24 protein-coding genes and 1 pseudogene are annotated in these 26,248 nt (G+C 72.2%); 15 read left to right on the top strand and 10 right to left on the bottom strand.

Going from position 1 to position 26,248, the window contains the following annotated elements; translation table 11 throughout:
• Positions 1 to 383: 383 nt before the first annotated feature.
• The 3 genes from UK12_RS04790 to qcrB all read left to right on the top strand — a co-directional run bounded on the left by UK12_RS04790 (position 384) and on the right by qcrB (position 3,481).
• Complete coding sequence (locus UK12_RS04790; protein WP_052681557.1) at positions 384 to 1,166, top strand: glycosyltransferase; 783 nt, start codon at positions 384 to 386, stop codon at positions 1,164 to 1,166.
• 92 nt (positions 1,167 to 1,258) lie between these two features.
• Positions 1,259 to 1,465, top strand: coding sequence for a hypothetical protein (locus UK12_RS40895; protein WP_052681541.1), 207 nt, complete (start codon positions 1,259 to 1,261; stop codon positions 1,463 to 1,465).
• Between the two features lie 462 nt (positions 1,466 to 1,927).
• Positions 1,928 to 3,481 carry a cytochrome bc1 complex cytochrome b subunit gene (qcrB, locus tag UK12_RS04780; RefSeq protein WP_197084566.1) on the top strand — a complete coding sequence of 518 codons (1,554 nt, stop codon included), beginning with the start codon at positions 1,928 to 1,930 and terminating at the stop codon, positions 3,479 to 3,481.
• A 4-nt stretch (positions 3,482 to 3,485) separates the two neighbouring features.
• Here the strand turns inward: qcrB and ctaF are convergent, their stop codons facing one another.
• Positions 3,486 to 3,875, bottom strand: coding sequence for an aa3-type cytochrome oxidase subunit IV (gene ctaF / locus UK12_RS04775; RefSeq protein ID WP_045299842.1), 390 nt, complete (start codon positions 3,873 to 3,875; stop codon positions 3,486 to 3,488).
• On the bottom strand, positions 3,872 to 5,575 hold the full coding sequence (gene ctaD / locus UK12_RS04770; RefSeq protein ID WP_082119305.1) for an aa3-type cytochrome oxidase subunit I: 1,704 nt from the start codon (positions 5,573 to 5,575) through the stop codon (positions 3,872 to 3,874). The genes ctaF and ctaD overlap by 4 nt, the downstream gene beginning before the upstream one ends.
• Before the next feature lie 358 nt (positions 5,576 to 5,933).
• Here ctaD and UK12_RS04765 point away from each other — a divergent pair, with 358 nt between their 5' ends.
• Complete coding sequence (locus UK12_RS04765; protein ID WP_045299838.1) at positions 5,934 to 7,139, top strand: MFS transporter; 1,206 nt, start codon at positions 5,934 to 5,936, stop codon at positions 7,137 to 7,139.
• Between the two features lie 29 nt (positions 7,140 to 7,168).
• Here UK12_RS04765 and UK12_RS04760 read toward each other — a convergent pair.
• Positions 7,169 to 7,405, bottom strand: a pseudogene (locus UK12_RS04760) (chitinase); the annotation flags it as partial.
• A gap of 175 nt (positions 7,406 to 7,580) precedes the next feature.
• Between UK12_RS04760 and UK12_RS04755 the strand changes: the two are divergent.
• The 4 genes from UK12_RS04755 (at position 7,581) to UK12_RS04740 (ending at position 11,173) form a co-directional block, all read left to right on the top strand.
• Entirely contained in the window at positions 7,581 to 8,210 is a 630-nt protein-coding gene (locus tag UK12_RS04755; RefSeq protein ID WP_197084565.1) for a hypothetical protein, read from the top strand.
• 95 nt (positions 8,211 to 8,305) lie between these two features.
• Complete coding sequence (locus UK12_RS04750) at positions 8,306 to 8,863, top strand: siderophore-interacting protein (RefSeq protein WP_442973772.1); 558 nt, start codon at positions 8,306 to 8,308, stop codon at positions 8,861 to 8,863.
• Positions 8,864 to 9,044: 181 nt separating this feature from the next.
• Entirely contained in the window at positions 9,045 to 9,803 is a 759-nt protein-coding gene (locus UK12_RS04745) for an HdeD family acid-resistance protein (RefSeq protein WP_082119304.1), read from the top strand.
• Positions 9,804 to 9,907: 104 nt separating this feature from the next.
• On the top strand, positions 9,908 to 11,173 hold the full coding sequence (locus tag UK12_RS04740) for an FUSC family protein (RefSeq protein WP_045299834.1): 1,266 nt from the start codon (positions 9,908 to 9,910) through the stop codon (positions 11,171 to 11,173).
• A gap of 79 nt (positions 11,174 to 11,252) precedes the next feature.
• On the opposite strand, the gene UK12_RS04735 is transcribed toward UK12_RS04740, so the two are convergent.
• Entirely contained in the window at positions 11,253 to 12,122 is an 870-nt protein-coding gene (locus tag UK12_RS04735; RefSeq protein ID WP_045299832.1) for a class II glutamine amidotransferase, read from the bottom strand.
• Between the two features lie 304 nt (positions 12,123 to 12,426).
• Between UK12_RS04735 and UK12_RS04730 the strand changes: the two genes are divergently transcribed.
• From UK12_RS04730 to UK12_RS04705, 6 genes are all read left to right on the top strand, one after another.
• On the top strand, positions 12,427 to 12,660 hold the full coding sequence (locus UK12_RS04730) for a chloramphenicol phosphotransferase CPT family protein (RefSeq protein WP_231591045.1): 234 nt from the start codon (positions 12,427 to 12,429) through the stop codon (positions 12,658 to 12,660).
• A 96-nt stretch (positions 12,661 to 12,756) separates the two neighbouring features.
• Positions 12,757 to 13,653 carry an MBL fold metallo-hydrolase gene (locus tag UK12_RS04725; RefSeq protein WP_197084564.1) on the top strand — a complete coding sequence of 299 codons (897 nt, stop codon included), beginning with the start codon at positions 12,757 to 12,759 and terminating at the stop codon, positions 13,651 to 13,653.
• A gap of 344 nt (positions 13,654 to 13,997) precedes the next feature.
• Entirely contained in the window at positions 13,998 to 14,870 is an 873-nt protein-coding gene (locus tag UK12_RS04720) for an alkaline phosphatase family protein (RefSeq protein WP_045299829.1), read from the top strand.
• A 118-nt stretch (positions 14,871 to 14,988) separates the two neighbouring features.
• Complete coding sequence (locus UK12_RS04715) at positions 14,989 to 16,227, top strand: EfeM/EfeO family lipoprotein (RefSeq protein ID WP_052681538.1); 1,239 nt, start codon at positions 14,989 to 14,991, stop codon at positions 16,225 to 16,227.
• Positions 16,224 to 17,522 (top strand): iron uptake transporter deferrochelatase/peroxidase subunit, encoded by a 1,299-nt coding sequence (gene efeB, locus UK12_RS04710; protein WP_082119303.1) that lies wholly within the window; start codon positions 16,224 to 16,226, stop codon positions 17,520 to 17,522. The genes UK12_RS04715 and efeB overlap by 4 nt, the downstream gene beginning before the upstream one ends.
• A gap of 367 nt (positions 17,523 to 17,889) precedes the next feature.
• Positions 17,890 to 18,702, top strand: a complete 813-nt coding sequence (locus UK12_RS04705; RefSeq protein ID WP_045299827.1) for a trans-aconitate 2-methyltransferase — start codon at positions 17,890 to 17,892, stop codon at positions 18,700 to 18,702.
• A 32-nt stretch (positions 18,703 to 18,734) separates the two neighbouring features.
• On the opposite strand, the gene UK12_RS04700 is transcribed toward UK12_RS04705, so the two are convergent.
• The 6 genes from UK12_RS04700 to UK12_RS40880 all read right to left on the bottom strand — a co-directional run bounded on the left by UK12_RS04700 (position 18,735) and on the right by UK12_RS40880 (position 23,535).
• Positions 18,735 to 19,646, bottom strand: a complete 912-nt coding sequence (locus tag UK12_RS04700) for a GlxA family transcriptional regulator (RefSeq protein ID WP_045299825.1) — start codon at positions 19,644 to 19,646, stop codon at positions 18,735 to 18,737.
• A 10-nt stretch (positions 19,647 to 19,656) separates the two neighbouring features.
• Complete coding sequence (locus tag UK12_RS04695; RefSeq protein WP_045299823.1) at positions 19,657 to 20,256, bottom strand: cysteine hydrolase family protein; 600 nt, start codon at positions 20,254 to 20,256, stop codon at positions 19,657 to 19,659.
• Between the two features lie 302 nt (positions 20,257 to 20,558).
• On the bottom strand, positions 20,559 to 20,705 hold the full coding sequence (locus UK12_RS39400) for a hypothetical protein (RefSeq protein WP_156178535.1): 147 nt from the start codon (positions 20,703 to 20,705) through the stop codon (positions 20,559 to 20,561).
• Between the two features lie 152 nt (positions 20,706 to 20,857).
• Positions 20,858 to 22,417 (bottom strand): AMP-binding protein, encoded by a 1,560-nt coding sequence (locus tag UK12_RS04690; RefSeq protein ID WP_045299821.1) that lies wholly within the window; start codon positions 22,415 to 22,417, stop codon positions 20,858 to 20,860.
• 227 nt (positions 22,418 to 22,644) lie between these two features.
• Positions 22,645 to 22,827, bottom strand: a complete 183-nt coding sequence (locus tag UK12_RS40890) for a hypothetical protein (RefSeq protein WP_197084578.1) — start codon at positions 22,825 to 22,827, stop codon at positions 22,645 to 22,647.
• A gap of 204 nt (positions 22,828 to 23,031) precedes the next feature.
• Positions 23,032 to 23,535 (bottom strand): hypothetical protein, encoded by a 504-nt coding sequence (locus tag UK12_RS40880; RefSeq protein ID WP_052681534.1) that lies wholly within the window; start codon positions 23,533 to 23,535, stop codon positions 23,032 to 23,034.
• A 177-nt stretch (positions 23,536 to 23,712) separates the two neighbouring features.
• Between UK12_RS40880 and UK12_RS04680 the strand changes: the two genes are divergently transcribed.
• Entirely contained in the window at positions 23,713 to 26,205 is a 2,493-nt protein-coding gene (locus UK12_RS04680) for a GH92 family glycosyl hydrolase (RefSeq protein ID WP_082119302.1), read from the top strand.
• The last annotated feature ends 43 nt before the right edge of the window (positions 26,206 to 26,248 follow it).

Here is a 26,248-nt window from a genome sequence, read left to right as displayed (position 1 = left end):
GGCCGGTGGCGGTCCGCCTGCCGCCGGGCGGGGCGGTACCTGCGCCGACGATCCGGACGGGCGGCGACCGGCCGGCGCCTCCGGGTTCACCCAGACGGCCCCCGGCAGTGCGATCAACTCGGCCTGCCGTTCCCGGGTGACACCCTCGGCACCCGACGAGGAACCTGCCCCTGGGGCAGCGGAGCCAGCGGTCCGGCTCCGTCGGCACCGCGCGGCGCCCGGCCCTGCACGCACGGGGCCTCCCGACCGAACCGGCTGCCGACGGACGTCGACTCTCCTGCCGCTCCGGTGCTCGGCGGCGCAGCCGGCCGACGGCTCCGGGCTTCACCGGGGCCGGTGGCCGTGATCGGGCGGCGGTCGGTCGCGATCGCCAGGGGGCAGTGGTGATCCGCGCCGTCGCGGTCGTCGTACCCGCCCACGACGAGGAGCGGCTGATCGGCGCGTGCCTGGAGGCGGTGGGCCGGGCGGCCGGGCATCGGGACCTGCGGGGTGTTCCGGTCGTGGTCTTCGTGGCCGCCGACAGCTGCCGGGACGCCACCGTGGAGGTCGCCCGGAGGCTGGGGGCCGACGTCCTGGAGATCTCGGCCCACAGTGCCGGCACGGCCCGAGCGGCGGGCAGCGCCCTCGCCCTCGCCCGGTTGCTCGCTCCGGCCGGCGAGCTGCGGGCGGAGGACGTCTGGCTGGCCCACACCGACGCGGACTCCGTGGTCCCCGGCGGCTGGCTGGCCGACCAGTTGGCGCAGGCCGCCGCCGGGTGGCACGCCGTCGCCGGAACGGTCGACGTCGACGACTGGTCCGGGCACCCGCCGGGGACGGCCCGGTACTTCTACCACCACTACCGAGCCCACCGGCACGCCCGCCACCTCGCGCTGGCCGCCCACCCGCACGTCCACGGAGCGAACCTGGCCGTACGCGCGGACGCCTACCGGGCGGTCGGCGGGTTCCGTCCCCTGGCGGTGGGAGAAGACCGGGCCCTGGTCTCAGCGCTGGAGACGGCCGGCTACCGCGTCCACCGCTCGGAGGACCACCCCGTGGTGACCTCAGGACGCGTACGCCCGCACTCCCACGGCGGTTTCGGAGAGCTCCTCCTCGCGATGGACCGGCTGGCACGCTCCCACGACACCGGACAGCCGGCCGGCCGACGGCGGCGCGACCTCCGCGTCTGACCTCGGCAGCGGCCGGGCAGCCGTGGCGGATCGCCTGCACCAGTACCAGCCTGTCCGGCGTACGGGCCGCCGCGCTGGCCGGGTTGGGTGTGATGGCCCACGCCGGCGGCCTGATCCCGCCGGGCCTGCGCGCACTGCCGCAGCAGCCCGCGCTGCCGGACCTCGGCGAGACCGAGTTCGTCCTGACCTCGGGACGCCGGGCCGCCCGTGGTCCGGTGCGTTCGCTCGCCGACGCCCTGCTCGCGGGCGGCGACCGGCTGAAGCACGTTCCGCGTGCAGGCTCGGCACGGAAGCCCTGAACCCTGGCACCCTGATCCGGCGATGATCCAGCCCGGGTGGCAGGTCCGTCCACGACCACGTGCCACGCCTGCCGGACCGCCTGGACCACCCGCGCTTCGTCCTGCCGACGCACGCACACTGGGACGACTTCGACCACCTGCTGGACCAACTCACCAGTGGCTTGGGTGAGTTGACCGCACTCCGGCAGGCCGTGCGGGAGTGGGAGGCCGCCCCCGAGAGCCGGTCGGTCCGGCTGGACCACCTCGAGTCGTTCACGCCCGCACCCCGGCCACCGCCCAGGACGGACGGTCCGGTGCAAACGAGTGAAGGCCAGGGCGCCGAGCGCGTCCGGCCGAGAGCGTCGGGGAGTTCACGGTATGGCTGTGCGGAACGGTCGGTCGTGGACGGGAGTCGTGATGGTGCGGTTGCGGAGCAGGCCCGGGCCTGCCGGGCGGACCCGGCGGTCCCTCCGGCGCCAGGCCGTGGCGCTGGACGGCCGGATCCCGCTGTTCGACGGGCTCAGGGGGTTGCTCCGGAAGATCTTTCCGGACCACTGGTCCTTCCTGCTCGGCGAGTTGGCGCTCTACAGCTTCGTGCTCCTGCTGCTCACCGGGGTGTTCCTGACCTTCTTCTTCCGGCCGTCGATGGCCGAGACGGTCTACACCGGACCGTACGCCCCGCTGCACGGGGTCCTCGTCAGCGAGGCGTACTCCTCCACGCTCGCGATCAGCTTCGAGGTCCGCGGCGGACTGCTGATCCGGCAGATCCACCACTGGGCCGCGCTGGTCTTCACGGCGTCGATCGGCGCCCATCTGCTGCGGATCTTCTTCACAGGCGCGTTCCGCCGTCCCCGGGAGGTCAACTGGATGGTCGGACTGACCCTCTTCCAGCTCGCGCTGCTGGAGGGTTTCGCCGGCTACTCACTGCCCGACGACCTGCTGTCCGGGACCGGGCTGCGGACCGCGCAGGGGTTCGTCCTGTCGGTTCCGCTGGTCGGCACCTGGCTGAGCTCCCTGCTGTTCGGCGGCGACTTCCCCGGGCAGAGCATCATCCCCCGGCTGTACACCACGCACATCCTGCTGCTGCCCGGGGCGCTGGCGGGCCTGATCACGCTCCACCTGCTGCTGGTGTTCGCCCTCGGGCACACCCAGTGGGCCGGGCCCGGCCGGCGCAACCGCAACGTGGTCGGCAAACCGCTGTACCCGCTGTTCCTGGTGAAGACCAACGGCCTGCTCGCGATGGTCGCCGGTGTGCTGGCGCTGCTGTCGGCGATCGGCCAGATCAACCCGATCTGGCGGTACGGGCCCTACCGCCCCGACCAGGCGTCGACCGACGCGCAGCCCGACTGGTACATGGGGTTCATCGAGGGCGCGCTGCGCTTGATGCCCGGCACGGAGACCCGGCTGTGGGGCCACTCCGTCGCCTGGAATCCGCTGCTGCCGGCCGTGCTCTTCCCGCTCGTCCTCTTCGTCGCGCTCTACGCCTATCCGTTCCTGGAGCGCTGGGTCACCGGCGACCACGGGCCGCAGCACCTGTGCGACCGGCCGCGCAACCGGCCGACGCGGACCGGTCTCGGGGTGGCCGGGTTCTCCTGCTACGTGGTCCTGCTGCTGGCCGGGGGCCAGGACCTCATCGCCCGCACCTTCGCGCTGTCGGTGGAAGGACTCGACCGGGTCCTGCGGGCGCTGCTGTTCGTCGTGCCGGTCGTGGCGTTCTGGGTCACCAAGCGGCTCTGCCTGGCGCTCCAGCAGGCGGACCGCGAGCGGCTGGCGGAGGGCGAGGAGAGCGGGTTCGTCGACGAGTCGGTCGAGGGCGGATTCACGGCCGCCTCGCACCCGATCAGCGCTCGGGAGCGGTTCACCCTGGTGTCCAGGACCGTGCCGCGTCCGCTGCCCCGGCCCGCGGCGGGCGCCTCGCGACGCGCACGGCTGCGGGCGGCGCTGAGCTCCTGGTACTACCGGGACCGGGTCGAGTTCCCCGAGAGCCAGGAGGGGCCGGAGAACGAGGAGACCGTGCCGACCGGGCGGCAGCCGTGAGCCCTCACCGCTCCCGCTGACCGTACTGGAAGACGAATCCCACCGTCCCGGGGACCAGCACGCCGAAGCCGATCAGCACCAGCCAGACGCCGAACACCACGCCGAGCCCGAACAGCGCCGCCCCCAGGGCGCAGAGCACCGGGTAGAGGCTGTGCGGCGCGAAGAAGTCGAGCGGCCCGGCCCCTTCGACGACCGCGATGTCCGCACGGTCCTGGAGCCGCTCGCCCCGCTTGACGTGCTGGGTCCAGCAGAACAGCGCCAGCAGGCCGGACATCAGGAAGGCGACGGTCAGCGCGACCGTCCCGGCCGGCTCGGCCGCCAGCCACCCGTACAGCGCACCCGTGACCGCGAAGAACGCCGCGACCCCGGCGAACAGCGCGCTCTCGGCTCTCATCGGCTGCCCATCCCCTCGTGCGACTCCAGCGCCTCCATCGCGGCCCGCGAGTACTCGGGGTGGTGGAGGTCGAAGGCCGGCGCCTCCGAGCGGATCCGCGGCAGGGCGTGGAAGTTGTGCCGCGGCGGCGGGCAGGAGGTCGCCCACTCCAGCGAGCGGCCGTACCCCCAGGGGTCGTCCATGGTGACCCGCCCGGCGTACTTGGCGGTGTGCCAGACGTTGTACAGGAACGGGAGCGTCGACAGCCCCAGGACGAACGAGCCGATCGAGGAGACCGCGTTCAGGGTGGTGAATCCGTCGGACGGCAGGTAGTCCGCGTACCGCCTGGGCATGCCCTGCGCGCCGAGCCAGTGCTGGACCAGGAAGGTCGCCTGGAAGCTCGGGAACAGCAGCCAGAAGTGCAGCTTTCCGCACCGCTCGTCGAGCATCCGGCCGGTCATCTTCGGCCACCAGAAGTAGAAACCGGCGAAGGTCGCGAAGACCACCGTGCCGAACAGGACGTAGTGGAGGTGGGCCACGATGAAGTAGCTGTCGGTGACGTGGAAGTCGATCGGCGGCGCGGCGATCAGCACACCGGTGAGGCCGCCCAGCAGGAAGGTGACGAGGAATCCGATCGAGAAGAGCATCGGGGTCTCGAAGGAGAGCGAGCCGTAGCGCATCGTGCCGACCCAGTTGAAGAACTTCACCCCGGTCGGCACCGCGATCAGCAGCGAGGTCAGCGAGAAGAACGGCAGCAGCACCTGCCCGGTGGCGAACATGTGGTGCGCCCACACCACGGCGGAGAGCCCGGTGATCGCGATGGTCGCGCCGATGAGTCCGTAGTACCCGAAGACCGGCTTGCGGGAGAACACCGGGAGGATCTCCGAGACGATCCCGAAGAACGGCAGCGCCACGATGTACACCTCGGGGTGCCCGAAGAACCAGAACAGGTGCTGCCACAGGATCGCACCGCCGTTGGCGGGGTCGAAGACGTGGGCGCCGAGCTTGCGGTCCGCCTCCAGCGCGAACAGGGCCGCGGTCAGCACCGGGAACGCCAGCAGGGCCAGTACCGAGGTGAACAGGACGTTCCAGGTGAAGATCGGCATCCGGAACAGTGTCATCCCCGGCGCCCGCAGGCAGACGATCGTGGTGATGAAGTTGACCGATCCGAGGATCGTGCTCATCCCGGCCACCACCAGGCCCATGGCCCACAGGTCGCCGCCGGCTCCCGGGCTGCGTACCGCCCCGTTCAGCGGGGCATAGGCGAACCAGCCGAACGAAGCCGCCCCGTTGCTGGTGAGGAACCCGCTCACCACGATCAGCCCGCCGAACAGGAACACCCAGTAGGTGAAGGCGTTCAGACGCGGAAAGGCGACGTCCGGCGCACCGATCTGCAACGGCATCACCGCGTTGGCGAACCCGGCGAACGTCGGCGTCGCGAAGAGCAGCAGCATCACGGTGCCGTGGATGGTGAACAGCTGATTGTACCGGTCCCGGCTGAGCAACTGCAGTCCGGGCTCCAGGAGTTCGGCCCGCATCAGTATCGCCAGCACCCCCGCGAAGAGGAAGAACCCGAACGCGGTCAGCAGGTACATGTTGCCGATGGTCTTGTGGTCGGTGGTGCGCAGCCAGCCCAGGACCATCGACCCCGTCCGGACCGCCGGTCGCACTCGTCCACCGGTCGCGCCGCCGTCCCGAAGGACATCCAGCTGCTCTGCCATCCCATGCCTCTCTGCTGACGGGTGATCAGCGCTGCGTCGCCGATGAGCCGGGCGCACCTATGGAAGCATCAAAGCGGCGTGGGAGTGCGCAGCCGACCTCCTGCGCGTTGCGCCGGAGGCGGAGCGCGCCCCTGCGGGTGGCGACGGGCAGTCGCCGCTGTCGGCGAACGACGAGGACGAGTTCAGGGAGGCGGTCTGTCCGGCGGACCTCCGCTCAGCAGCCGAGTACGGCTCACGAGTTGGTGAACGACGCCCGCCCGTACCGTCGTCCGGGTGTTGTGGGACCACGGCTGCCGCGCGCGGTGGTTCACTGCCTGGTGACTGCCCGTTCGCACGACGGTCCGACCGCAGGAGTCCCATGACCTCCGACAGCACCGCCTCCCGCTCCCGGCCGTCCCGTCGCCGCTGCGGCGAGGCGACCGCGACCGTGGCCGCCGCGTTCTGGGCCGTCATGGTGGGCACCACCGTCCCCACCCCGCTCTATCCCCGGTACCAGGAGGCGTTCGACTTCTCCGACCTGATGGTCACGGTCGCCTTCGCGGTCTACGCGCTCGGCGTGGTCCTCGGCCTGCTCTGCTTCGGCTCGCTCTCCGACCGGCTCGGACGGCGCCCGGTCACCGCCGTTTCGCTGCTGCTGGCCGGAGCCGCCGCCGGGGTCTTCCTGGCCGCCGGCGATCTGGTGGTCCTGCTGGTCGGGCGGGTGCTCTCCGGTCTGGCCGCCGCGCTGGTCACCGGCGCGGCGACCGCCCACCTCACCGAACTCGCCGCGCCCGGCGAACAGGTCAGGGCGGGCCGGATCGCGCTGGCGGCCAACATGGGCGGCCTGGCCAGCGGCCCGCTGCTCGCCGGGAGCCTGGCCGAATGGGCACCCGCGCCGCTGCGGCTGGTCTGGATCGTCGTCGCCGCCCTCGTCCTGCTCACCCTGCTGCTCCTGGCCACCGTCCCGGAGACCGTCCCCCGGCGCTCGGGCCGGGGACTGATCGCCCTCGCACTGCCCAGGGTGCCCGCCGAGATCCGGGTGCCGTTCGTGCGCTGTGCGCTGGCGGCCGGGTCCGGCTTCGCGGTACTCGGCGTGCTCACCGCCACCACCGGACTCTTCTTCGACCTGCTGCTGAAGCTCAGCGTCCCGACACTGTCCGGAGCGACCGTCTCGCTGGCCTTCGTCTGCGTCGGCACCGGCCAGCTCCTGGCCCGGGTGCCGACTCCCCGCCGAGTCCTGCCGATCGCCTGCCTGGGGCTGGTCACGGCCGCCGTGCTGCTCGCCACCGCGATGCTCACCGCGTCCGCCGCGCCGCTGGTCGCCGCCTCGGTGACCGTCGGGCTCTCCTCCGGCCTGGCGCTCGGCGACGGCATCGCACTGGTCACCAGGCGCACCGAACCGGCCGTACGGGGGCAGACGTTCTCCGCCCTGTTCGCGGTGATCTACGCGATGCTGGCGCTGCCTGCGATCGGCGTCGGCGTGCTGATCGGCCACATCGGGCTGCGCACCGCCGGGACGGTCTTCGCCGCCGTGGTGGCCGCACTCGCACTCGGTGTGCTGGCGAGCCTGCCGCGCGGCCGCTGAGCACGGGCGGGGCGGGCCGCCGCTCGGGATCAACGACCTTGCAGGGCCTTGACGTTGTCGCCGAACGTCCAGCCCTTCGACCCGTCCCAGTTGATCGACCAGGTCATCAGTCCCTTGAGGCCGTTGCCGTACTTGTTCCAGACCTGTGAGACCAGGTTCGGCGCCAGGTAGCCGCCGCCGGCTCCCGGCTGGGCGGGCAGTCCCGGGACCTGCTTGTCGTAGGGGACCCTGACCGTCGTGCCCTGGACCACCAGCCCCTTGTTCACGGAGCGAGTGTTCTGAGTCGGCATCAGTTTCCCGGGGGCGGCGCCAACCCGGTTGCAGCAAAGCCACACTGACAGAGCAGCAGGTCACTGGGCCTGGGAGCCGGGGAATAGCGCGCCTTCGCGGCGGTGCCGTCGTGGCCGTAGTATCCGCCGGAGCAGACCAGAAGGAGCTCTTGTGTCCATCCGCCAGAATCGTCGAACGGCCCCGACTGCCGCCTCCCTGACCGCCGTGCTGGCAGTACTGGCGCTCCAGTGCGCCACCGGGACTGCGGCGCAGGCCCAGGCGACCGGGCAACCGCACACCGTCGCCGCCGCACCTGCAGCCGTACCCGCGCCCGCCCCCACACCTGCACCCGCCGTCGACGGCCGAGGAGTCCAGGCACTCCAGGTACGGATCACCGAGGGGCAGGTCCGCGAGGTCGGCCGGGGCGGCAGCATCCTCTATCCCAGCGTGACGAGTTGCCTGACCATCACCGTCCGGCTGCGGGGCGGCGGCCTGGTGGGCACCCACGCCAGCCTGTTCCAGGTCCCCGGCGAGTACCGGTCGGACCAGATCCTCGCCACCCTGCGGAAGCAGGTCGGGGACCGGCGCGTGAGCGCGGTGGAGGTCAGGGGCGCCGTCGGCGCCTGGGACCCCGGCTACCTGGTGAAGGCGATCGAGAGCTACGGCCCGGACGAGGAGGTGCCGTACCCCGTCAAGCCCGACCCCGACGGGATCGCCCAGGCCGTGGCACACGGTCTCGGCCAGCCCCGGGAGAAGGTCACGGTCGAGGACGTTCCCGACGGAGACATCACGGTCCGCTGACCGACCCACGGCGCCCGGCCGGGGGCGCCCCGGGGCGGGTCCGGCATACGGCCAGCCAGAAGACAGTTAACTTAGGTTAGGCTAAGTTGACCAATGTGGTCCAGGTCGGCGTTCGCCGCGCCCGGACCACCGCCCGGCCCAGCCCCGTGGAAGGAGCCCGTCCTGACTGCCGTCGCCGCTCCAGCTCGTTTCCGCCTCTTCCCGCTTCAGTCGCCAGAACCTCCCTGGTCGCGCCACACATCGTCAGGATCACGCTCGCCGGAGACGATCTGACGGGTTTCGTGAACGGCGGACTCGACCAGCGGATCAAGCCGCTGCTCCCGCTGCCCGGCCAGCACGAGCCGCAACTCCCGTCCGACGAAGGCGACTTCGCCTGGTACCAGGCGTGGCGGCAGATGCCGGTCGACGAACGTCCCACGCTGCGCACCTACACCGTCCGGGCGCAGCGCCGGGACCCGGACGAGATCGACATCGACGTCGCCCTGCACGGCGACGTCGGTCCGGGCTCGCGCTGGGCCGCCGCCGTCCGGGAACTGCGCCGCCACCTGGTCCGGGAGCGAGGCTTCGAAGCCCGCGCGGTCTGCTTCATGGGCTACTGGCGGGCCGGTCGCACCGAGGACGACGCGGCCGACCAGACCGACCCGGAGAGCTGAGCCCGCCGTCTGACCTCGCGTCAGCCGCACGACGCTCCGGAGCGGCGTCCGGTCCGGCGGCAGCACCCACAGGCCCCCGTGCGGCGATCCCGCTTCACGCCGTCGCAGGACAGGCGGGATTGCTCCCAGCGGGTGACGATGGAGAGCAGTGTCCCGGAACTGAGATAGGCAGGTGCGGGCCATGAGCTCTTCATCCGAAATCCCGTCCGGTGCCGACCCGCGCGACAACCGGCCGCAGGGCGCCGGCGAGCCGTCCCGCGCCGGTGCCGCACAGGGCACCGGGACGGCGGCGGGTACCGGGCCCTTGGAGGGGCACGGCATCGATCCGTACGGCGGCGCGCTGGGCGCGCTGGCCAACGCCACCTGGCAGGTGCTGCTGACAGCGGGTGTGGCAGCCGTGGCACTCGGTGTGTTCGTCCTGGTGTGGCCGGGCGCGACGCTGTTCGTGGTCGGTGTCCTCTTCGGCATCTACCTGCTGATCAGCGGCGTGTTCCAGCTGACCGCGGCCTTCGGTCACCATGTGCCCGGCCACCTGCGTGCGCTGCACTTCGTCAGCGGCGCGCTCTTCCTGCTCCTGGGCCTGATCTGCTTCCGAGGGGCCGCCGAGACGATCCTGCTGCTCGCGCTCTGGATCGGCTTCGGCTGGCTGCTGCGCGGCGTCATGCTGACCACGGTGGCGATCTCCAGCCCGGCGCTGCCGGCCCGTGGCTGGCAGGTGTTCCTCGGGGTGATCACCGCGATAGCCGGTGTGGTGCTGATCGTCTCGCCGTTCCGGTCGATCGCGGCACTCACCCTGGTGGCCGGTATCTGGCTGATCGTCCTGGGCCTGATCGAGATCGTCCATGCGATCCAGCTGCGCTCCCGGATCCGGAAGCTGGGCTCCGGTGCGGCGGCCGCCAACGGCACACGGGGCCGGCCGCACCCTCATCCGCAGACGTAGCGAGGCGTTTCAGGCAGCCGGGCCTCCGGTCCTCCGGCTGACCATCCAGGTGCCGCACTCACCGCAAGAGGTGAGTGCGGCACCTGAGTGGGAACAAGGAGGAAATGCCTGCTGCACGCGAGACGCCGACCCAAGCCGTCCGACGCCGCCTCAAGGAGCCCGTCGTCGTCCTGACGGTACGCGCGACCGTGGCTGCCACGCTGTCCTACGCGGTCGCGGTGCACCTGAGCAGCGAACCGGCTCCGCTGACCGCACCGCTGACCGCGCTGCTGGTCGTCCAGGTCACCCTCTACTCCACCCTGACCACGAGCATCCGCCGGGTGAACTCGGTCGTGGTCGGGGTGCTGATCGCCATCGGGTTCAGCTCGGTGATGGGGCTCTCCTGGTGGAGCCTGGGACTGATCATCCTCGCGTCGCTGACGATCGGGCACTTCGTGCGGGTCGACGAGTTCGTCAACGAGGTCGCGATCAGCGCGATGCTGGTGCTCGGGGTGACCCGGCTGGCGTCCCAGGCGTGGGACAGGGTGCTGGAGACCCTGATCGGGGCCGGAGTCGGCCTGCTCTTCAACTTCCTGTTCGCCCCGCCGGTGTGGGTGGACACGGCGGGCGAGTCGATCGAGGACCTCGCCCGCCGGACCCGCCACCTGCTGGTCCGCATCGCCGAGGAGCTGGGCGGCCCCACCACGGTGGAGAGCGCCGCCGCCCGGCTGCACGAGGCCCGCCGCCTCGACCAGGCCATCACCGACGTCGACGGCGCGCTGCGCCAGGCCGAGGACAGCCTGCGCCTGAACCCGCGGATCCGGGAGGGCCAGCTCCCCAGGCTGGTGCTGCGGACCGGTCTGGACACCCTGGAGATCTGCGTGGTCGTCGTCCGGGTGATGGCCCGTTCGCTCACCGACCTGGCCAAGCGCCGCGACCGGGACGAGGACCTCTTCCCGCCGCAGGTGGCCCTGGCCCTGGAGGAGCTGCTGGTGCACGTCGGCGGGGCGCTGGTCAGTTTCGCCGTGCTGGTGACCACCCAGGTGAGCCACAGCGCCGAGGAGGCGGAGGGCCGGCTGGCCGCCGAGCTGTCCGCAGCCAGGGACAGCCGCGACACGGTGGCCCAGATGCTGCTGCGGCAGGTCCAGGAGCACCCCCACGCCTGGCAGCTGCACGGTTCGCTGCTGGCCGAGATCGACCGGATCCTGGACGAGCTGGACCTGGACCACCGGTCGCGACGCCTCATGGAGGAACTGGACCGGGCCTCCGTGGCGAACCGCCAGCGGTTCGAGTGGCTGGAGGGGGTCCGGAGCCTGGCGCGGGGCGAGCGTCGGCGACGCAGGCGCCGCACGAAGCGGACACCGGCGGAGGCCGGCGCCGGCGGAAGCTAGCAGCGGCAGCGGCGACAGCGGGAGGCGCCGAGGCCGGCTCGGGCAGGGGGTGCCGGCCTCGGCGGGCGGGTCGGGCGGGTCAGGCGGCTTTCTGCGAGGCGGCGGCCTCGGGACGCAGATCGCTGAGGCTGAGCGGATGCACCGGCGCCTCCGGCAGGACGATCCGGCGGGTCAGGCGGAGGTCCGGTCCGACGTGCAGCAGCTCACCGGGGACCATCAGCTGCCAGTGGGGGTTCTCGTCCATGCGTTCGCTGGCGACCACCACCGTGGCGACGTCCCGGAGGTCCCGGGAGTGGACGCGCATCCGGCCGCCGGTGCCGCTGTGGTCCAGGTGCCGGTCTCCGTGGTGGCCGCCGGCGTGGCGTTGGAGCTCGTAGAGCTCATGGGTGTCGGGGTAACGCAGCGCCCACAGTTCGTCGGGGGTGGTGAGGATCAGGTTGAGTGCGTACAGGGGCAGGTTCCGGGCGACCCAGCGGGCCGCCTCCGTGATGCCGGCGGTGACGTCGCCGCCGTTGGCCCTGGTCTCTCGGGTGATCAGGGCGAAGAAGCGCTCGGAGTCGGTGTCCCCCTGGACCAGGGCACGGTCCTCGCCGAGGTGCTCCTCCAGCTGCTCCAGACCTCCGATGACGCCGTTGTGCGCGAACAGGCGTCCGTCCTGCACGAACGGGTGGGTGTTGCGCCCCCGGAGGCTGCCGGTGGAGGCGAAGCGGATGTGGGCGATGAAGGTCGCCGACTCCACCTGCCTGGCCTCCTCGGCGAAGGCGCGGTCCTCGTAGGCCGCGATGGGCTTCTTGTACACCCGTGGGGTTCCGTCGGCTTCGAAGAAGCCCAGGCCGGTCCCGTCGGGGTCGCGGTGGCTCTGGTCGCTCAGGCTGTCGGGAGCGTCCAGCAGCCAGAAGGTGGCGCGGGTGCGCCTGGGGCTGCTGCTCATGCCGAACAGACGGCACATACGGGAGTCCTCCGATCGGGCCGGTCCAGGGCGGGTACCCGCGAAGCCGCACCGGTATTCCGGTCCGGCACCGCACCCGGACAGTTGACATGACGATCGATCAGGCATGCTCTGCTGCCGTGCGGTTCGGCCGTCCGGACAGCCGTCCACGTGCGCGGGTACACGAATCCGGCTTCCGGCGCGTCCCGACCCCCTGCTCAATCCGCCCTCCCTGTTGCAGCCCCCGGGGTGAACCTCGGGGCCACGGGCAGGCATCATGATCAGGTACCGGCAGGGCGAGGGGACGGGGAACGGGGAACGCACAGTGGCTACTTCGGCGGACGACGACCGGCCCGGCGGGCTGATCATCTTCCTGAACGGCACATCGAGCTCCGGCAAGTCGAGCATCGCCGGGGAGCTGCTCACGATCCTGGACGAACCGTACTTCCACTTGCCGGTCGACACGTTCCACGCCATGCGGGCACGGCGCGAGTTCCCTGCGGACCGACTGCCGCACATCCTTGAGCAGCTGAGGGGCGCCAGGACAGCGGGACGCTAAAGGCTAATTATTTGCTTTTGACGCCCCGGTCTGCTTGGCTCGGAACCGGCTTCGCACACCGTGCCGAGCCTTCCGCCACCTTCCGAGGAGTCACCCGTGTCACGCTGGGAGATCGGTGACATCACCGTCCACCGCATCGACGAGATCGCCCTGCCCGCCGCCACCGGTCCGTGGCTACTGCCCGAAGCCACACCGCAGGTGGTGGCCCGCCACCCCTGGCTGCGGCCGGACTTCGCGGGTCCGGACGGCGGACTCAGGCTCGCCGTCCACAGCTTCGCGCTGGAGATCGGCGGGCTGCGGGTCCTGGTCGACACCGGCATCGGCAACGGCAAGACCCGCGCCAACCCGGCCTGGCACCAGCTGGACACGCCCTACCTGGAGCGGCTCACCGCCGCCGGTTTCGCGCCGTCGGACGTCGACCTCGTGATCCTCACCCACCTGCACGCCGACCACGTGGGCTGGAACACCCGGCCCGCCGCCGACGGCAGCTGGCAGCCCACCTTCACCAACGCCCGCTACCTCACCGCCCGTACGGAGCACGCCTACTGGGCAGGCGCCGAGCTGGAGGAGAGCCGCCGTCAGATGCTGGACGACTCCGTCCGGCCCGTGCACGAGCAGGGCCTCCTCGACCTGGTCGACGTCGCCCCCGAGGGCACCGAGATCGCGCCCGGCCTGACCCTGCTCCCCACCCCCGGGCACACTCCCGGCCAGGTCGCCGTCGTCCTGAGCAGCGGCGGCCGGTCCGCCGTCATCACCGGCGACTGCGTGCACCACCCGGTACAGCTGGCCGAACCGGCCGTGGGCAGTTGCGTGGACATCGACCCCGCCCAGGCCGCCCGCACCCGCGCCCGCCTGCTGGAGCAGCTGGCCGACACCGACACCCTGCTGCTCGGCAGCCACTTCCCGCGTCCCACCGGCGGCCTGGTCCGCCGGAGCGGCGACGCCTTCCGCCTCGTCCCGCAGCCCGGCACCGGATCCGGCACCCAGCACTGACCCGGACGCCCCACCCCCACACCCCCCGGATCCGCACGGGGCGCTGCGATCGAAAACACCTGGTCAGTCGTCAATTCTCCTGCTTTTTCTGCCAGATGACGGTAAATCTGACCCGACTCGCACCCGAACCGCCGTCTCCTTGCTAAGTTCACAGACTCGCCAGTCCACCGACAACTGAAAGGCACCTGCGACCCCAATGCTGTACGCGGCACCGAGGCCGGGCGCACGTCGCCCGGCCGCCCCCGCACCGGTCCGCAGCTCCGCCACGAGGCCCGTGCGGCAAGCTCCCCCACCTCCCGTATGAGCCGGCGACCACGACCGGCTCGTCCTCCCCTGGAGTCTCCATGCGTTCGAGGTCGCGTTTCGCCGGGCTCTCCGCTGTCGCCACGGCGGCTGCGGTTGCGGCATCCCTGGCCCTGGCTCCGCACAGCTCGGCCACCGCCGCGGCGACGGCCGGCACCGTCCCCACTCCCGCGCACATCGTGGTCGTGATGGAGGAGAACCACTCCTTCGACGACGTCATCGGCGACACTTCCGACGCTCCCTACATCAACTCCCTGGCGTCCCAGGGCGCGTTGATGACCTCCTCGTTCGGTGTCACCCACCCCAGCGAGCCGAACTACATGGCGCTGTTCGGCGGCAGCACCTTCGGCCTGAGCTCCGACGCCTGCCCGGTCAACGAGGGCAACAAGGCCAACCTCGGTTCCGAACTGCTGGCCTCCGGCCGCACCTTCAAGGGGTACTCGGAGGGCCTGCCGAGGACCGGCTCCACCAGCTGCAGCTCGGGCGGCTACGCGCGCAAGCACTCGCCGTGGGTCAACTTCAGCAACGTCCCGGCCGCCGACTCGCTGCCGTTCTCCTCGTTCCCCACGGACTACAACACGCTGCCCACCGTGTCGTTCGTGATCCCGAACCTCGACGACGACATGCACGACGGCACCATCGCCGACGGCGACTCCTGGCTGCAGAACAACCTGGCCGACTACGCGACCTGGGCCCAGCAGAACAACAGCCTGCTGGTCGTCACCTGGGACGAGGACGACTACACCGAGAGCAACCAGATCCCCACCCTGTTCTTCGGCGCGCACGTCCAGCCCGGCCAGTACAGCGAGACCATCAACCACTACAACGTGCTCGCCACCCTGGAGCAGATGTACGGCCTGGCCCCGGTCGGCCAGAGCGCGTCCGCCGCGCCGATCACCGACATCTGGAACTGAGACCGACCGGCTCCACACCACCGTCCAGGAGTCCCGGCCTCGTGCACGGGCGGCGGCCGTCGTCGGCCGCCGCCCCGGGCCGGGACGCGCCCGCCCGTTCGAAGGACCAGTCCACACCATGCCGGAGCCAATCCCACCCACCCCCTCGGCCGATCCGGAGGACAGTCCGCCACCGCGGGCCGCCGCCACCCGGCGGCTGCGCCCTGCGGTGGCCGGGCTGCTCCTGCTGGGCGTTACCGCCGTGATCGGCTCCGCGCCCGCCGACGGCAGCGCCCCGGCACCACCCGGCGGGCGGCTCCAGGTGGACACCACCACCTGCGGCACACCTCCCGAGAAGCTGCCCGCCGGGCCGCTCTCCTTCAGCGTCACCAACAACTCCAAGGTCTTCGCCACGCTCTACCTGGTCTCGCCCGACGCGAGCCTGGCCTACGCGGAGATCCCCTGGCTCGGCCCCGGCCGGACGCTGCCGCTGGCCACCACCCTGACGGGTGGTCAGTACGCCGTCCGCTGCGTCTTCTCCAGCGGTCCGGTGCTCACCACCCGTCCCGTGACGGTGGCCGGGACCGCGTCCGGCGCCGTGGCCGGCTACCAGCCCATGCCGGACAAGGAGATGGGCGCACCGGTCAAGGCCTACCGCGACTACGTCAAGGCCGCGCTGCCCGGGCTGCTCACCGCAGGACGTACGCTCGACGCCGACGTGGCCGGCGGAGACCTGGCCGCCGCCAAGGCCGACTGGCTCACCGCCCACCTGGACTACGAGCGCCTCGGCGCCGCCTACAACTCCTTCGGCAACTTCGACACCTCCCTGAACGGCCTGGCGAACGGGCTGCCCCAGGGCGTCGACACCCCAGACTGGACCGGCTTCTTCGCCGTGGAGTACGGCCTGTGGCACGGCTGGAGCGCCGACCGGCTGCGTCCGGTCACCCAGCGGCTGGTGACGGACATCGACGGTCTGGTCCAGGACTTCCCCAGCGAGGACACCGACCCGGGCGACCTCTCGCTGCGCGTGCACGAGATCCTGGAGAACTCGCTGCAGTTCCAGCTCAACGGCATCGCCGACTACGGCAGCGGCACCACCCTGGCCACGCTCGACGCCAACATCCAGGGGACCGAGAAGGTCCTGGAGATCCTCGCTCCCGTGATCCGCCCCCGGGACCCCGGTCTGCTCGACCGGCTGAACCGGGAACTCCCCTCCTACGACGGCGAGGTGACCGCCTACCGGGCCAAGGACGGCTCCTGGACGGCATCCTCGAACCTCGGTGCGGCGCAGCGCCGGCGCCTCGACGGAGACCTCGGTCAGCTCCTGGAGGAGCTGGCTGTCCTGCCCAACCTGCTCACCCCGAGGAACCACGCATGACGACGCCCGAGCCGCCGGTCCCGCCTGCCCCGTTGCTCCCACCCGCACCGGCGGTCCCGCCCGCGCCGGCGCAGCCGCTGCGCCGGCGTGCCTTCCTGCGCGGTGCCACGGTGGGTGCCGCCGTCGGCGCGGGCGCGCTGGCCGGGGCGTTCGCGGCCGCCGCCGAGCCCGGCCCGGGGCCGTCGGGGCGGCGTATCCCCTTCCACGGCCCGCACCAGGCGGGTATCACCACGCCGCAGCAGTCCGCCGCGTCCTTCGTCGCGTTCGATGTCATCGCGCCCGACCGGGCCGCGCTGGAGGACCTGTTCCGGACCCTGACCGAGCGGACCCGGGTGCTGACGGCGGGTGGCCCGGTGCCCGCCACCGACCTGGCCTCGCCGCCCACCGACAGTGCGACGCTCGGGCCCGTGCTGCCCGCCGACGGGCTGACGGTCACGGTGAGCGTGGGCGCCTCGCTCTTCGGCGACCGCTACGGGCTCGCCGCCCGCAAACCGGCCCGGCTGGTGCAGATGCCGGTGTTCCCGGACGACGACCTGGTCAACTCCAAGGAGCTGCACGGCGACCTGTCGCTGCAGATCTGCGCGGACTCGCGCGACACCGCGATGCACGCGCTGCGCGACATCACCAGGCACACCCGCGGCGGTATGCAGCCGAGTTGGAAGGCCGACGGCTTCCACGCCGCCCCGCGTCCGTCCGGCACCCCGCGCAACCAGCTGGGCTTCAAGGACGGCATCGCCAATCCCGACGTCGGAAACCAGGCGGTGGCCGATTCGGTGCTCTGGACCCACGGCGGCGCCGACGGCGAGCCGGCCTGGGTGGAGGGCGGCTCCTACCAGGTGGTGCGGATCATCCGGATGCTGGTCGAGTTCTGGGACCGGGTCTCGCTGCACGAGCAGGAGCGGATGATCGGCCGCCGCCGTGACTCCGGCGCGCCGCTGGACGGGGTCAAGGAGTCCGACGCCCCCGACTACGGGGCCGACTCCCAGGGCCTGCTGACCCCGATGAACGCGCACATCCGGCTCGCCAACCCGCGCACCCCCGAGTCGGCGGGCCAGCGGATCCTGCGCCGCGGCTACAACTACGACCGCGGCCTGGACACCGACGGCAACCTGGACGTCGGGCTGATCTTCTGCTGCTACCAGCAGGACGTGGCACGGCAGTTCCAGACCGTGCAGCAGCGGCTGGCGGGCGAGCCGCTGGTCGACTACATCTCACCGACGGGTGGCGGGTACTTCTTCACGCTCCCCGGTGTCGGGAGCCCGGCCGACTGGTTCGGATCGGCGCTGTTCCGCTGACACCCCTGCCATGAGCCGCAGTTGACCGCCGTCCCCTGCCTCGGCCCCCGTGCGCCGGGGAAGCACGACGATCTGCTCACCAGCCCCGAAGTGTCCCAGCAGGTACGCCGGTCCCTCCTCACCCCGACCGCGGCCCCCGGGCACACCTGGTGACCCCGATCCCGTGACCCCTCGGCGGTGGCACCGAGCAGCGGCCCGTCGGCGGAGAAATCGCGCAGCGCCGACCGCACGCCGGACGGCGGCTGCCCCGTTCGAAGTATCTCGATATGGAGAAGCTTGATATCGAGATACTCTGGGTGGAGGATGGCCAGGGACCGGGACATCCCAGTCCCGCACGCAGAGACACCTGGCTGAAGGAGTAGCGCACATGCACCGGGCGACCTGGGATCCACAGCAGTACCTGCGCCACGCGGGACACCGGACCCGTCCCTTCCTCGACCTCCTGGCCCGTGTCTCCGAGCTGCCGGGCACCCCCGCCCACATCGCCGACCTGGGCTGCGGCGCCGGAAACCTCACCGCCCTGCTCGCCGACCGCTGGCCCGACGCGCACATCACCGGACTCGACAACTCCGCCGACATGCTCGCCGCCGCCCGGGAGTTCGCCGGCCCCACCAGTGGCGGCGGCACCCTTGGCTTCCGTGCGGCCGACGCCGCCGAGTGGATCCCCGACCGGCCCTACGACCTCGTCGTGTCCAACGCGGCCCTCCAGTGGGTCCCCAACCACCCCGAGTTGCTTGCCGGTTGGGTCGACTCCCTGGCCCCCGGCGGAACCTTCGCCCTCCAGGTGCCCGACCAGTCCGCCGCCCCCAGCCACACCCTGCTCGACGAACTCTGCGAGAGCGCCCGGTGGCGCCGATGCCTGGGCGGCCGGGCCGACGGGCGGCGCCAGGTCGTCCTCGGCCCGGCCGGCTACCTCGAACTCCTGGCTGGCCTCAACTGCACCGTCGATGCCTGGGAGACCACCTACGCTCAGCTCCTCAGCGGCACCGATCCGGTCCTCGACTGGACCAAGGGCACGGCGCTGCGCCCCGTCCTCACCGCTCTGGCGGACGACCCCGAGGCCACCGCCGACTTCCTCACCGAGTACCGCGACCTGCTCCGCGCGGCCTACCCGGCCACCCGCCACGGCACCGTGTACCCGTTCCGCCGCGTCTTCGCCGTCGCCACCAGGCGGAGCTGACGCCCGCCCACCGCAACCGGCCGGGTGCCGGATCAGGCCGTGCGGGCGCGCAGCCGGCGCAGCATGCGCGCGTCCTCGAACCCGACCGAGCGGGCGGCGGCGTCGACCGTCGAGCCGTGGCTGATGAGGTGCTCGGCGCGTTCGAGGCGGAGCGTCTGCTGGTAGCGCAGTGGGGTGAGGCCGCCGGTGGCCCGGCTGAAGAGCCGGGTGAGGGTGCGTTCGCTCACCCCGACGGCCGAGGCCAGCGCGGGCAGCGGCAGCGCCTCGGCGAACCGCGAGTCGATGACGTCCTGGGCGCGGTGCACGGTGTCGTCGAGGTGGGATCGGTGCCGGAGCATCGCGCTGGTCTGCGGTTCATGGCCGTTGCGCCGGGCGTAGACGACCATGTCCCGGGCCACCTGGGCGGCCGCGGCGGGCCCGTGCCGGGCCGCGATCAGGTACAGGGCCAGATCGATGCCGCTGGCGATGCCCGCCGAGGTGACCACCCGGTCGTCGACGGTGAACAGGACGTCGCGGACGACCACCGCCCCCGGGTGGCGCCGGGCCAGTTCGTCCTGGAGCTCGTGGTGGGTGGTGCAGCGGCGGCCGTCGAGCAGTCCCGCCCGGCCGAGCGCGTCGGCCCCGGCGCAGACGCTGGCGACGGTGCCGCCCCTGGCGTGGTGCTTCCGCAGGGCGTCGAGCGAGCCCGCACCGATGTCGGGGCCCTGGGCCAGCGTCCCCACCTGCCAGCCGGGCACCACGATCAGGTCGTCGGGTCCGAGGTCGGGCCAGTCCGGCCGGGCCGTCAGCGGCAGCCCCTGGGCGCTGGGGACCGGACTCCGCTCGGCGACGTAGCCGAGCGTGTAGGGGTGCCCGAAGTCGGCGGCGGTGGAGAAGGCCTGCGCGGGGCCGGCCAGGTCCAGCAGATGTACTCCGGGCACCAGCAGGAAGACGATGTGGCTCACGATCCGGTCATCATGCCCGAGGACCGGCCGCGGCTTCCAGCTCGCCGACCGTGGCGATGGTGGCGAAGCGTCCGGCGAGGGCGTACTCGGTCCGCCTGATGATCTCCTCGGTGCCCAGGGTCCGGGGGTCCGCCAGCAGTTCGGCGGCGGTCCGGTGAGCGGGAGCGTCGCGGTGCGGGATGGGGTGGGTGGCCGTGGCGTCGATGGCGAAGGTGACCAGGTAGCCCAGGTCGCTCGCGAGGCGGGTCGTGGTCTCCACGCACTGCTCGGTGCGCAGGCCGCAGAGGGTGAGCTCGCGGATGCCGTGCTCGGTGAGGAGCTGCTGCAGGTTGGTGGTGGTGAAGGCGTTGTGCGAGGTCTTGTGGATCAGCGGTTCCTCGTCCCGGCGCTCCAGTTCCGCCATCAGCCGGACGTGGCCGAGGGCGGGGTCGAAGACGTCGCCGGTGCCGGGCTCGGAGTGCAGCACCCACACCACCAGATCGCCCGCCCGGCGGGCGAGTCGCACCAGGCGGTCCACCTGGTGCGCGATCTTCGGGTCGGAGACGGTCTCCCAGAGCGGACGGGCGCGGAAGGATTCCTGGACATCGACGACGATCAGTGCTCGGTTCATGTCCCTGATTCTGGTTCGCGCCGGTGCGGCGGCGACAGGCCGTATCGGGTCCGGCGGCGGACCGATCCGGTCACGCACAGCGGCACCGACACGGCGCCTCGGCGGATCTGCGCGGCCGGGCCGGCGAGACCGGCCGCCACCGACCGGGGGGAGCGGTGGCGGCCGGAACTTCGGTGCCGTCGGCCGGCAGGGGGTTCGAAGGACGGGGTGGAGTCACCCGTTCTTCGGGGGCGGCAGCAGGTCACCCGGCGGGCGGCCGGTCCGGGGAGGCGGACGCGCCCGGTCGCCGCGGGATCACCCGGTCAGGCCGGGCGCAGCCACTGCCCCCAGTGCGTGGGTGGATCGGCCCGGCGGCAGCACGACTGGGCGCACTCCCGCTCATCGTCCTCCGGGTCGACGACGAACGTGCCCGTGCCCTCGAGGATTCTGGGGATCTTCTCGCGGTCCATGACTACCCTCCGTTGCATGTCGGTTGACAGAGGATGACGCTACAGTCTGTCATGCGTCGTGTACATGGCGCATTCCCAGGACTTTACGCACCGACTGCCACGGAGCGCTCCCCGCCGCCGTGGCGGCGTGGCAGCGGGGAGCAGCGGGGCGGTCAGGCCGACCGGGACTCGGCACTGCGACGCAGCGCCTTCTTGTCCGGCTTGCCGACGTCGGTCAGCGGGAGTTCGGTGACGAAGGTGATCCGGGCGGGCTCGTACATCGCGCCGCGCTCGCTCAGCACCAGCTCGCGGAGCTGCTGCTCGTCGACGCTGCCGCCCGGGACGGGGACAACGACGGCGTGCACCTGCTCCATCCGGTCGGCATCGGGGACGCCGAAGACGGCACTCTGCCGGACCTGGGGGTGGGAGTTGAGCAGGTCCTCCAGCTCGGTGGTGTAGACGTGGCCGCCGACGACGATGATCATGTCCTTCAGCCGGTCGACGACCGTGAGGTAGCCGTCCTCGTCCAGGCGGCCGAGGTCTCCGGTGTGCAGCCAGCCGTCGCGCAGCACCTCGGCGGTCAGCTCCGGCTGCTTCCAGTACCCCAGCATGACACTGCCGGAGCGTACGCAGATCTCGCCGAGCTCACCGGCGGGCAGGTCGGTGCCCGACTCGTCGCGGATCGCCACCTCGACCCCGGGCAGGACCTTGCCCGCCGTCCGCAGCCGGTCCGGCCGGTCGGGGTCGTGGTCCTCGGCGGCCAGCGTGCTGATGCCGCCGGCCTCGTTCTGGCCGTAGAACTGGAACAGCACCGGGCCGAGCCGCCGCACCGCGTCGGCGAGGCGGACCGGGGACGCCTGGCAGCCGCCGTACATCAGGCTGCCCAGGCTGGAGGTGTCGCGGTGGGCGATGTCGGGGTGGTCGAGCAGCTGGTACAGCAGCGGCGGCAGGAGGAAGAGCCGGGTGATCCGCTCGCGCTCGATCGCGGCCAGCACCTCGGCGGGGTCGAAGTCGTCCAGCAGCACCACGGTGCCGCCGGCGGAGAGGGTGAGATCGACGAGGTAGCCGGCGGCGTGCGCGAGGGTGGTGCAGACCAGCTGGCGGTGCGTCTCCCGCCGCACCTCGTCGAGCTGGGTCCGGAAGCCGCCCACCTGCTCGAAGGTGGCGCAGATCCCCTTGGGGTGGCCGGTGGTGCCACCGGTGTGGCGGATCGAGCACACGTCGTCGGGCCGGGCCAGGCCGGTCAGCGGCTCGGCGGACTGCCGGGCCGCCAGCTCCAGCAAGTCCTCACCGTCCTTCGCGGGCCCGAGGACCAGGACGTGCTCCACCTCGACCTGGGCGGTCAGCTCGGCGGCCCGCTCGGCATAGCGGGGGTCGACGATCAGCGCAACGGTCTCGATGTCCCGGACGATCGCGGCCTGTACGTCCGCCGAGAGCTTGTTGTACAGGTGGTTGATCCGGCAGCCGAGCAGGTTGGCGGCGTAGCGCGCGGCTATCGTCTCCGGCAGGTTGCCGCTCAGCAGGGTGACGGTCTGTCCGCGGCCCACCCCCCGCGCCTGGAGGGCGCGGGCCATCCGGTGGACGAGATCGCGGAGCTCGCCTGCGGTGATGCGCCGCCCCTCGTGGACGACCGCCTCCCGGCCGGGGTGCTCCCCCAGCGTGTCGAGGTTGCGCTCTACATAGCTCTGGAACGGCTCGGCGTCGCTCTGGAGTGTCTGCGTGGTGCTGGTCATACGTCATTCCCCTCCTGGCATCGGCGCACGAGTCCGCTGCGCCGACAGTTCGTGGTCGGTGGTGACAACCGGACCTGATGGGCCGTCATTCCGGCCTGGCAGCCCCTCGAGTCCGACCCGTCAACTTAGTTGCCCGGAGCAACTATACGTATGGTAATCAGTTCCTCACGCAAGATCAAGACGGCTGGTGACACGCCGGTGACTCACTGTGCGTGTTTACCGGACGGTCACCAGGACGGCAGGTCCGTGCCCCAGCGAACGGGCGGGCGGCTCCAGTCCGCAGGTGCGCCGTCGTGGTGGAGCGGGGAGCGGGCATGCCGCAGCGCACCGTACGGCGAGGCGGTCTCGGCCGGCCAGGACTGCGGATCGTAGGCGCCTCCCGGCACCGCCGCGGGCCGGATCCCGTGCATCAGCCAGCACGTCCGCGCCCAGGAAGGCGAGGGAGCGCGTCGCGACGGGACCGGCGATCACCCTGGTCAGGTCCAGCACCCGCACCCCGTCCGCCGGGAGCGCCGCCGCCGGCAGCGGACGGGGAGCACCCTCCCCGGAGCGCTCCGCCTCGGCCAGCCTCCCGGCCTGTGCCGGCGCGTCCGCACCGGGCGCCGGCGACACGGCTACGGCCAGGCCGCCCGCCGCGTACACGGCCTCCTGAATCCACCGGGCGGGGCGCACCGCCAGCTCCTGCGCCAGCGCGTCCACCAGTGCCGATCGTCTCCGGTGTCACGGATGCCCAGGGCGCCCAGCAGCCGGGCGCGGTGGTGCGGGTAGTTGGCGTGGGTCCGCACCCACCCGTCGGCGGCGCGCCAGAAACCGGACAGCGCCGCGAAGGACGTCGGGGTCCGGCCGTCGATCCGCAGGTGCCGCTCGCTGACGAACGCCGTGGCCACCGCCCCCTCCCGCACCCGCACCGTCGGTACGGGCGTCCCGGTGCGCAGCGCCAGCAGCTCGGCCGCCGCCAGCGAGCACACGCCCACCGTGGCGCGCGCCAGCTCCCGCACCGGCAGCCGGGCCGGGAGCACCTCTCCGGCCCCTTCGTACGACACTCCCCCGACCAGTTCGGGCCTGCCGCCGAGGGCGGCCCAGGCGTGTGCGGTCGCCGCATCCTGTGTGATCGTCACACGAGCCACTGTGCTCCCGCACCGGACGCCGACCGCCGTCGAGGCCCTGTCACCGGCAGCCGCTGACCGATCGTCACCACGGCCGGGCGTTGCACCCGCCCTCCCCCGGCCGCCGAGGGCAGGATCGGGGGATCACACCGACCCGACCCGCCGCCGGCCGAGTACCCGGGGAGAGACATGCCACTGCGCCGCCACCCACGCCGACGCCACCGGACCGGCAGCCGCCGGGTCGTGTGGGCCCTGGTGTCCGCCGTACTGGCGGCGGTCGGCCCGGCCCCGGCCCCGGGCGCAGCCACAGCCGCAGCCGCGGCCGCCCCGGCGGGCACCGCACCAGTGCCGGTCGACCATCCTTCGACCCTGGTCAATCCGCTGATCGGCACCCTCCGCGGCGGCCTGACCTTCCCCGGCCCCGCCGCACCGTTCGGTATGGCGCAGCCGAGCCCGGACACCCTCGCCCCCGACGGTTCCAGCTACGGCTACTCCTACGCGCACGACGAGATCCTGGGCTTCAGCCAGACCCACCTCTCCGGCGCGGGGTGCTACGTCAGCGGCGAGGTGCCGATCCTGCCCACCACCGGCGCCGTCACCTCCGCGGATCCGGCCGTGTACGCCGCGCACTTCAGCCACGCCGACGAACAGACCTCGGCCGGCTACTACCGGGTCGGCCTGGACAGCGGGGTGGACGCCGAGCTGACGGCCACCGCCCGCACCGGCTGGCAGCGGTACACCTTCCCGGCGGGCCGCCAGGCCAACGTCCTGGTCAACACCGGCTACGCCCATATGCCGGTGGACAGTTCGGAGTTCCACGTGGTCGGGGACCGGACCGTGGAGGGCCGGGTGACGGACGGCCGGTTCTGCGGCAGCACCGGCGACCGCCACACCCTCTGGTTCACGGCCTCCTTCGACCGGCCGTTCAGCTCCTTCGGCACCTGGCGGGGCAGCACGCTCTCCCCCGGCTCCCGGGACTCCGCCGGGGACAGCGGCCCCGACCGCGCCCACGGCAGCGGCGGCTGGCTCACCTTCGACACCGGAACCGACACCGGAACCGACACCGACCGCCGGGTCGTCGTCAAGGTCGGGCTCTCCTACACCGGGTTCGAGGGCGCGCGCCGCAACCTGGCGGCCGAGACCACCGGCCACGACTTCGACCGCACCCGCCGAGCCCTGACCGCGGACTGGGACCGGCGGCTGCGCTCGGTACGGATCGGCGGTTCGGACCACGACCACCGGGTGGCCTTCTGCACCGCGCTCTACCACGCGCTGCTGCACCCCAACCTGATCGGCGACGTGGACCGGCGCTACCCGGGCGCCGACGGGAGGGTCCACACTGCAACCGACTGGACGCCGTACGCCAACTTCTCGCTCTGGGACACCTCACGCACCCAGAACCAGCTCCTCGAACTGCTCACCCCCGCCGTCGCCCGCGACATCGACCTGTCCGTCCTGGCGATCCACCGCGAGAGCGGCTGGCTGCCGAGGTGGTCGCTGGAGAACAGCGAGACCGGGGTCATGACCGGCGACCCGGTCACACCCTTCCTGGTCGACGGCTGGTCGAAGGGCCTGCTCGCCGGGCACGAGGAGGAGGCCTACCGGGCCCTGCTGCAGAACGTCACCCAAGTACCGCCCGCCGACTCGCCGTTCAGCGGGCGCAGCGGAAATCCGCGGTACGCCGCGCTCGGCTACCTGCCCTACCTCGGTGCGAACGGCTGCCCCGGCAAGCACGGACAGGACAACGACTGCCAGCACCCGGCCTCGGCGACCCTGGAGTACGCGGCGGCCGATGCCGCCCTCGCCCTGATGGCCAGGGCCCTGGGGCACCACGCGGACGCGGCGATGCTCACCGTCCGGGGCCGGAACTACCGCACCCTGTGGAACGCCGCCACCGGCTTCTTCGCACCGCGCAACCCCGACGGCAGCTGGGTGTCGCCCTACGACCCGGTCTCCGGCTTCGAGCACGGCGACGGCGGCCAGACCGCCTTCCACGAGGGCGGCGGCTGGCAGTACCTGTGGTCGGTGCCGCAGGACCCGGCCGGACTCATCGGCCTGCTGGGGGGCAACGACGCGGCCACCGCCCGGCTCGACTCCTTCTTCGCCTACGACCGGCTGCTCACCGATCCCGCCGGCGCCGCCCGTTCGGCCTGGGTCTACGGCGCCACCGACTACTTCGGCAGGACCACCTACGACCCCAACAACGAACCGGACCTGCTCTCCCCGTACCTCTACCTGTGGACCGGCCGGCCCGACCGCACCGCGACCGTCACCCGGGCCGCCGAGACCCTCTTCACCAACGCCCCCGACGGCGTCACCGGGAACGACGACCTGGGCACCATGTCCGCCTGGTACGTCCTGACCGCCCTCGGGCTCTACCCCGGCGCCGCCGGTACCGGGACCTACCTGCTCACCGTCCCGCAGTTCCCGCTCGCCGAGCTGACCGTCGGCCCGTACCGCGACCGGCAGGGCGGCACGGTGGTGATCTCCGCCCCGGGAGCCGACCAGGACACCCGCCACATCGTCGAAGCCAGGCTGAACGGCTCTGCCTGGCACCGGACTTGGCTCACCCACTCCGCACTCGCCCACGGCGGCCGCCTCGACTACCGGCTCGCCGCCTCCCCCGGCACCTGGGGCACCGGCCCGGCCGACGCCCCGCCGCCGGGCGGCACCACGTGGTGACGTGACGGCGGAGCAGAGCCGCGCGCGGCTCAGAAACCGTCCA

Origin of the sequence: Saccharothrix sp. ST-888 (assembly GCF_000955975.1) — a bacterium.
Taxonomy (GTDB): Bacteria; Actinomycetota; Actinomycetes; order Streptomycetales; family Streptomycetaceae; genus Kitasatospora.
This window is presented reverse-complemented; position numbering and strand designations above follow the sequence as displayed.

Excerpts from the sequence above, each read along its gene's own strand:
- UK12_RS40895 (WP_052681541.1), top strand. The coding sequence starts at position 1,259 with ATGGCCCACGCCGGCGGCCTGATCCCGCCGGGCCTGCGCGCACTGCCG.
- ctaF (WP_045299842.1), bottom strand. The coding sequence starts at position 3,875 with ATGAGAGCCGAGAGCGCGCTGTTCGCCGGGGTCGCGGCGTTCTTCGCG.
- ctaD (WP_082119305.1), bottom strand. The coding sequence starts at position 5,575 with ATGGCAGAGCAGCTGGATGTCCTTCGGGACGGCGGCGCGACCGGTGGA.
- UK12_RS04765 (WP_045299838.1), top strand. The coding sequence starts at position 5,934 with ATGACCTCCGACAGCACCGCCTCCCGCTCCCGGCCGTCCCGTCGCCGC.
- UK12_RS04745 (WP_082119304.1), top strand. The coding sequence starts at position 9,045 with ATGAGCTCTTCATCCGAAATCCCGTCCGGTGCCGACCCGCGCGACAAC.
- UK12_RS04740 (WP_045299834.1), top strand. The coding sequence starts at position 9,908 with ATGCCTGCTGCACGCGAGACGCCGACCCAAGCCGTCCGACGCCGCCTC.
- UK12_RS04735 (WP_045299832.1), bottom strand. The coding sequence starts at position 12,122 with ATGTGCCGTCTGTTCGGCATGAGCAGCAGCCCCAGGCGCACCCGCGCC.
- UK12_RS04720 (WP_045299829.1), top strand. The coding sequence starts at position 13,998 with ATGCGTTCGAGGTCGCGTTTCGCCGGGCTCTCCGCTGTCGCCACGGCG.
- UK12_RS04715 (WP_052681538.1), top strand. The coding sequence starts at position 14,989 with ATGCCGGAGCCAATCCCACCCACCCCCTCGGCCGATCCGGAGGACAGT.
- efeB (WP_082119303.1), top strand. The coding sequence starts at position 16,224 with ATGACGACGCCCGAGCCGCCGGTCCCGCCTGCCCCGTTGCTCCCACCC.
- UK12_RS04705 (WP_045299827.1), top strand. The coding sequence starts at position 17,890 with ATGCACCGGGCGACCTGGGATCCACAGCAGTACCTGCGCCACGCGGGA.
- UK12_RS04695 (WP_045299823.1), bottom strand. The coding sequence starts at position 20,256 with ATGAACCGAGCACTGATCGTCGTCGATGTCCAGGAATCCTTCCGCGCC.
- UK12_RS39400 (WP_156178535.1), bottom strand. The coding sequence starts at position 20,705 with ATGGACCGCGAGAAGATCCCCAGAATCCTCGAGGGCACGGGCACGTTC.
- UK12_RS04690 (WP_045299821.1), bottom strand. The coding sequence starts at position 22,417 with ATGACCAGCACCACGCAGACACTCCAGAGCGACGCCGAGCCGTTCCAG.
- UK12_RS40890 (WP_197084578.1), bottom strand. The coding sequence starts at position 22,827 with ATGCACGGGATCCGGCCCGCGGCGGTGCCGGGAGGCGCCTACGATCCG.
- UK12_RS04680 (WP_082119302.1), top strand. The coding sequence starts at position 23,713 with ATGCCACTGCGCCGCCACCCACGCCGACGCCACCGGACCGGCAGCCGC.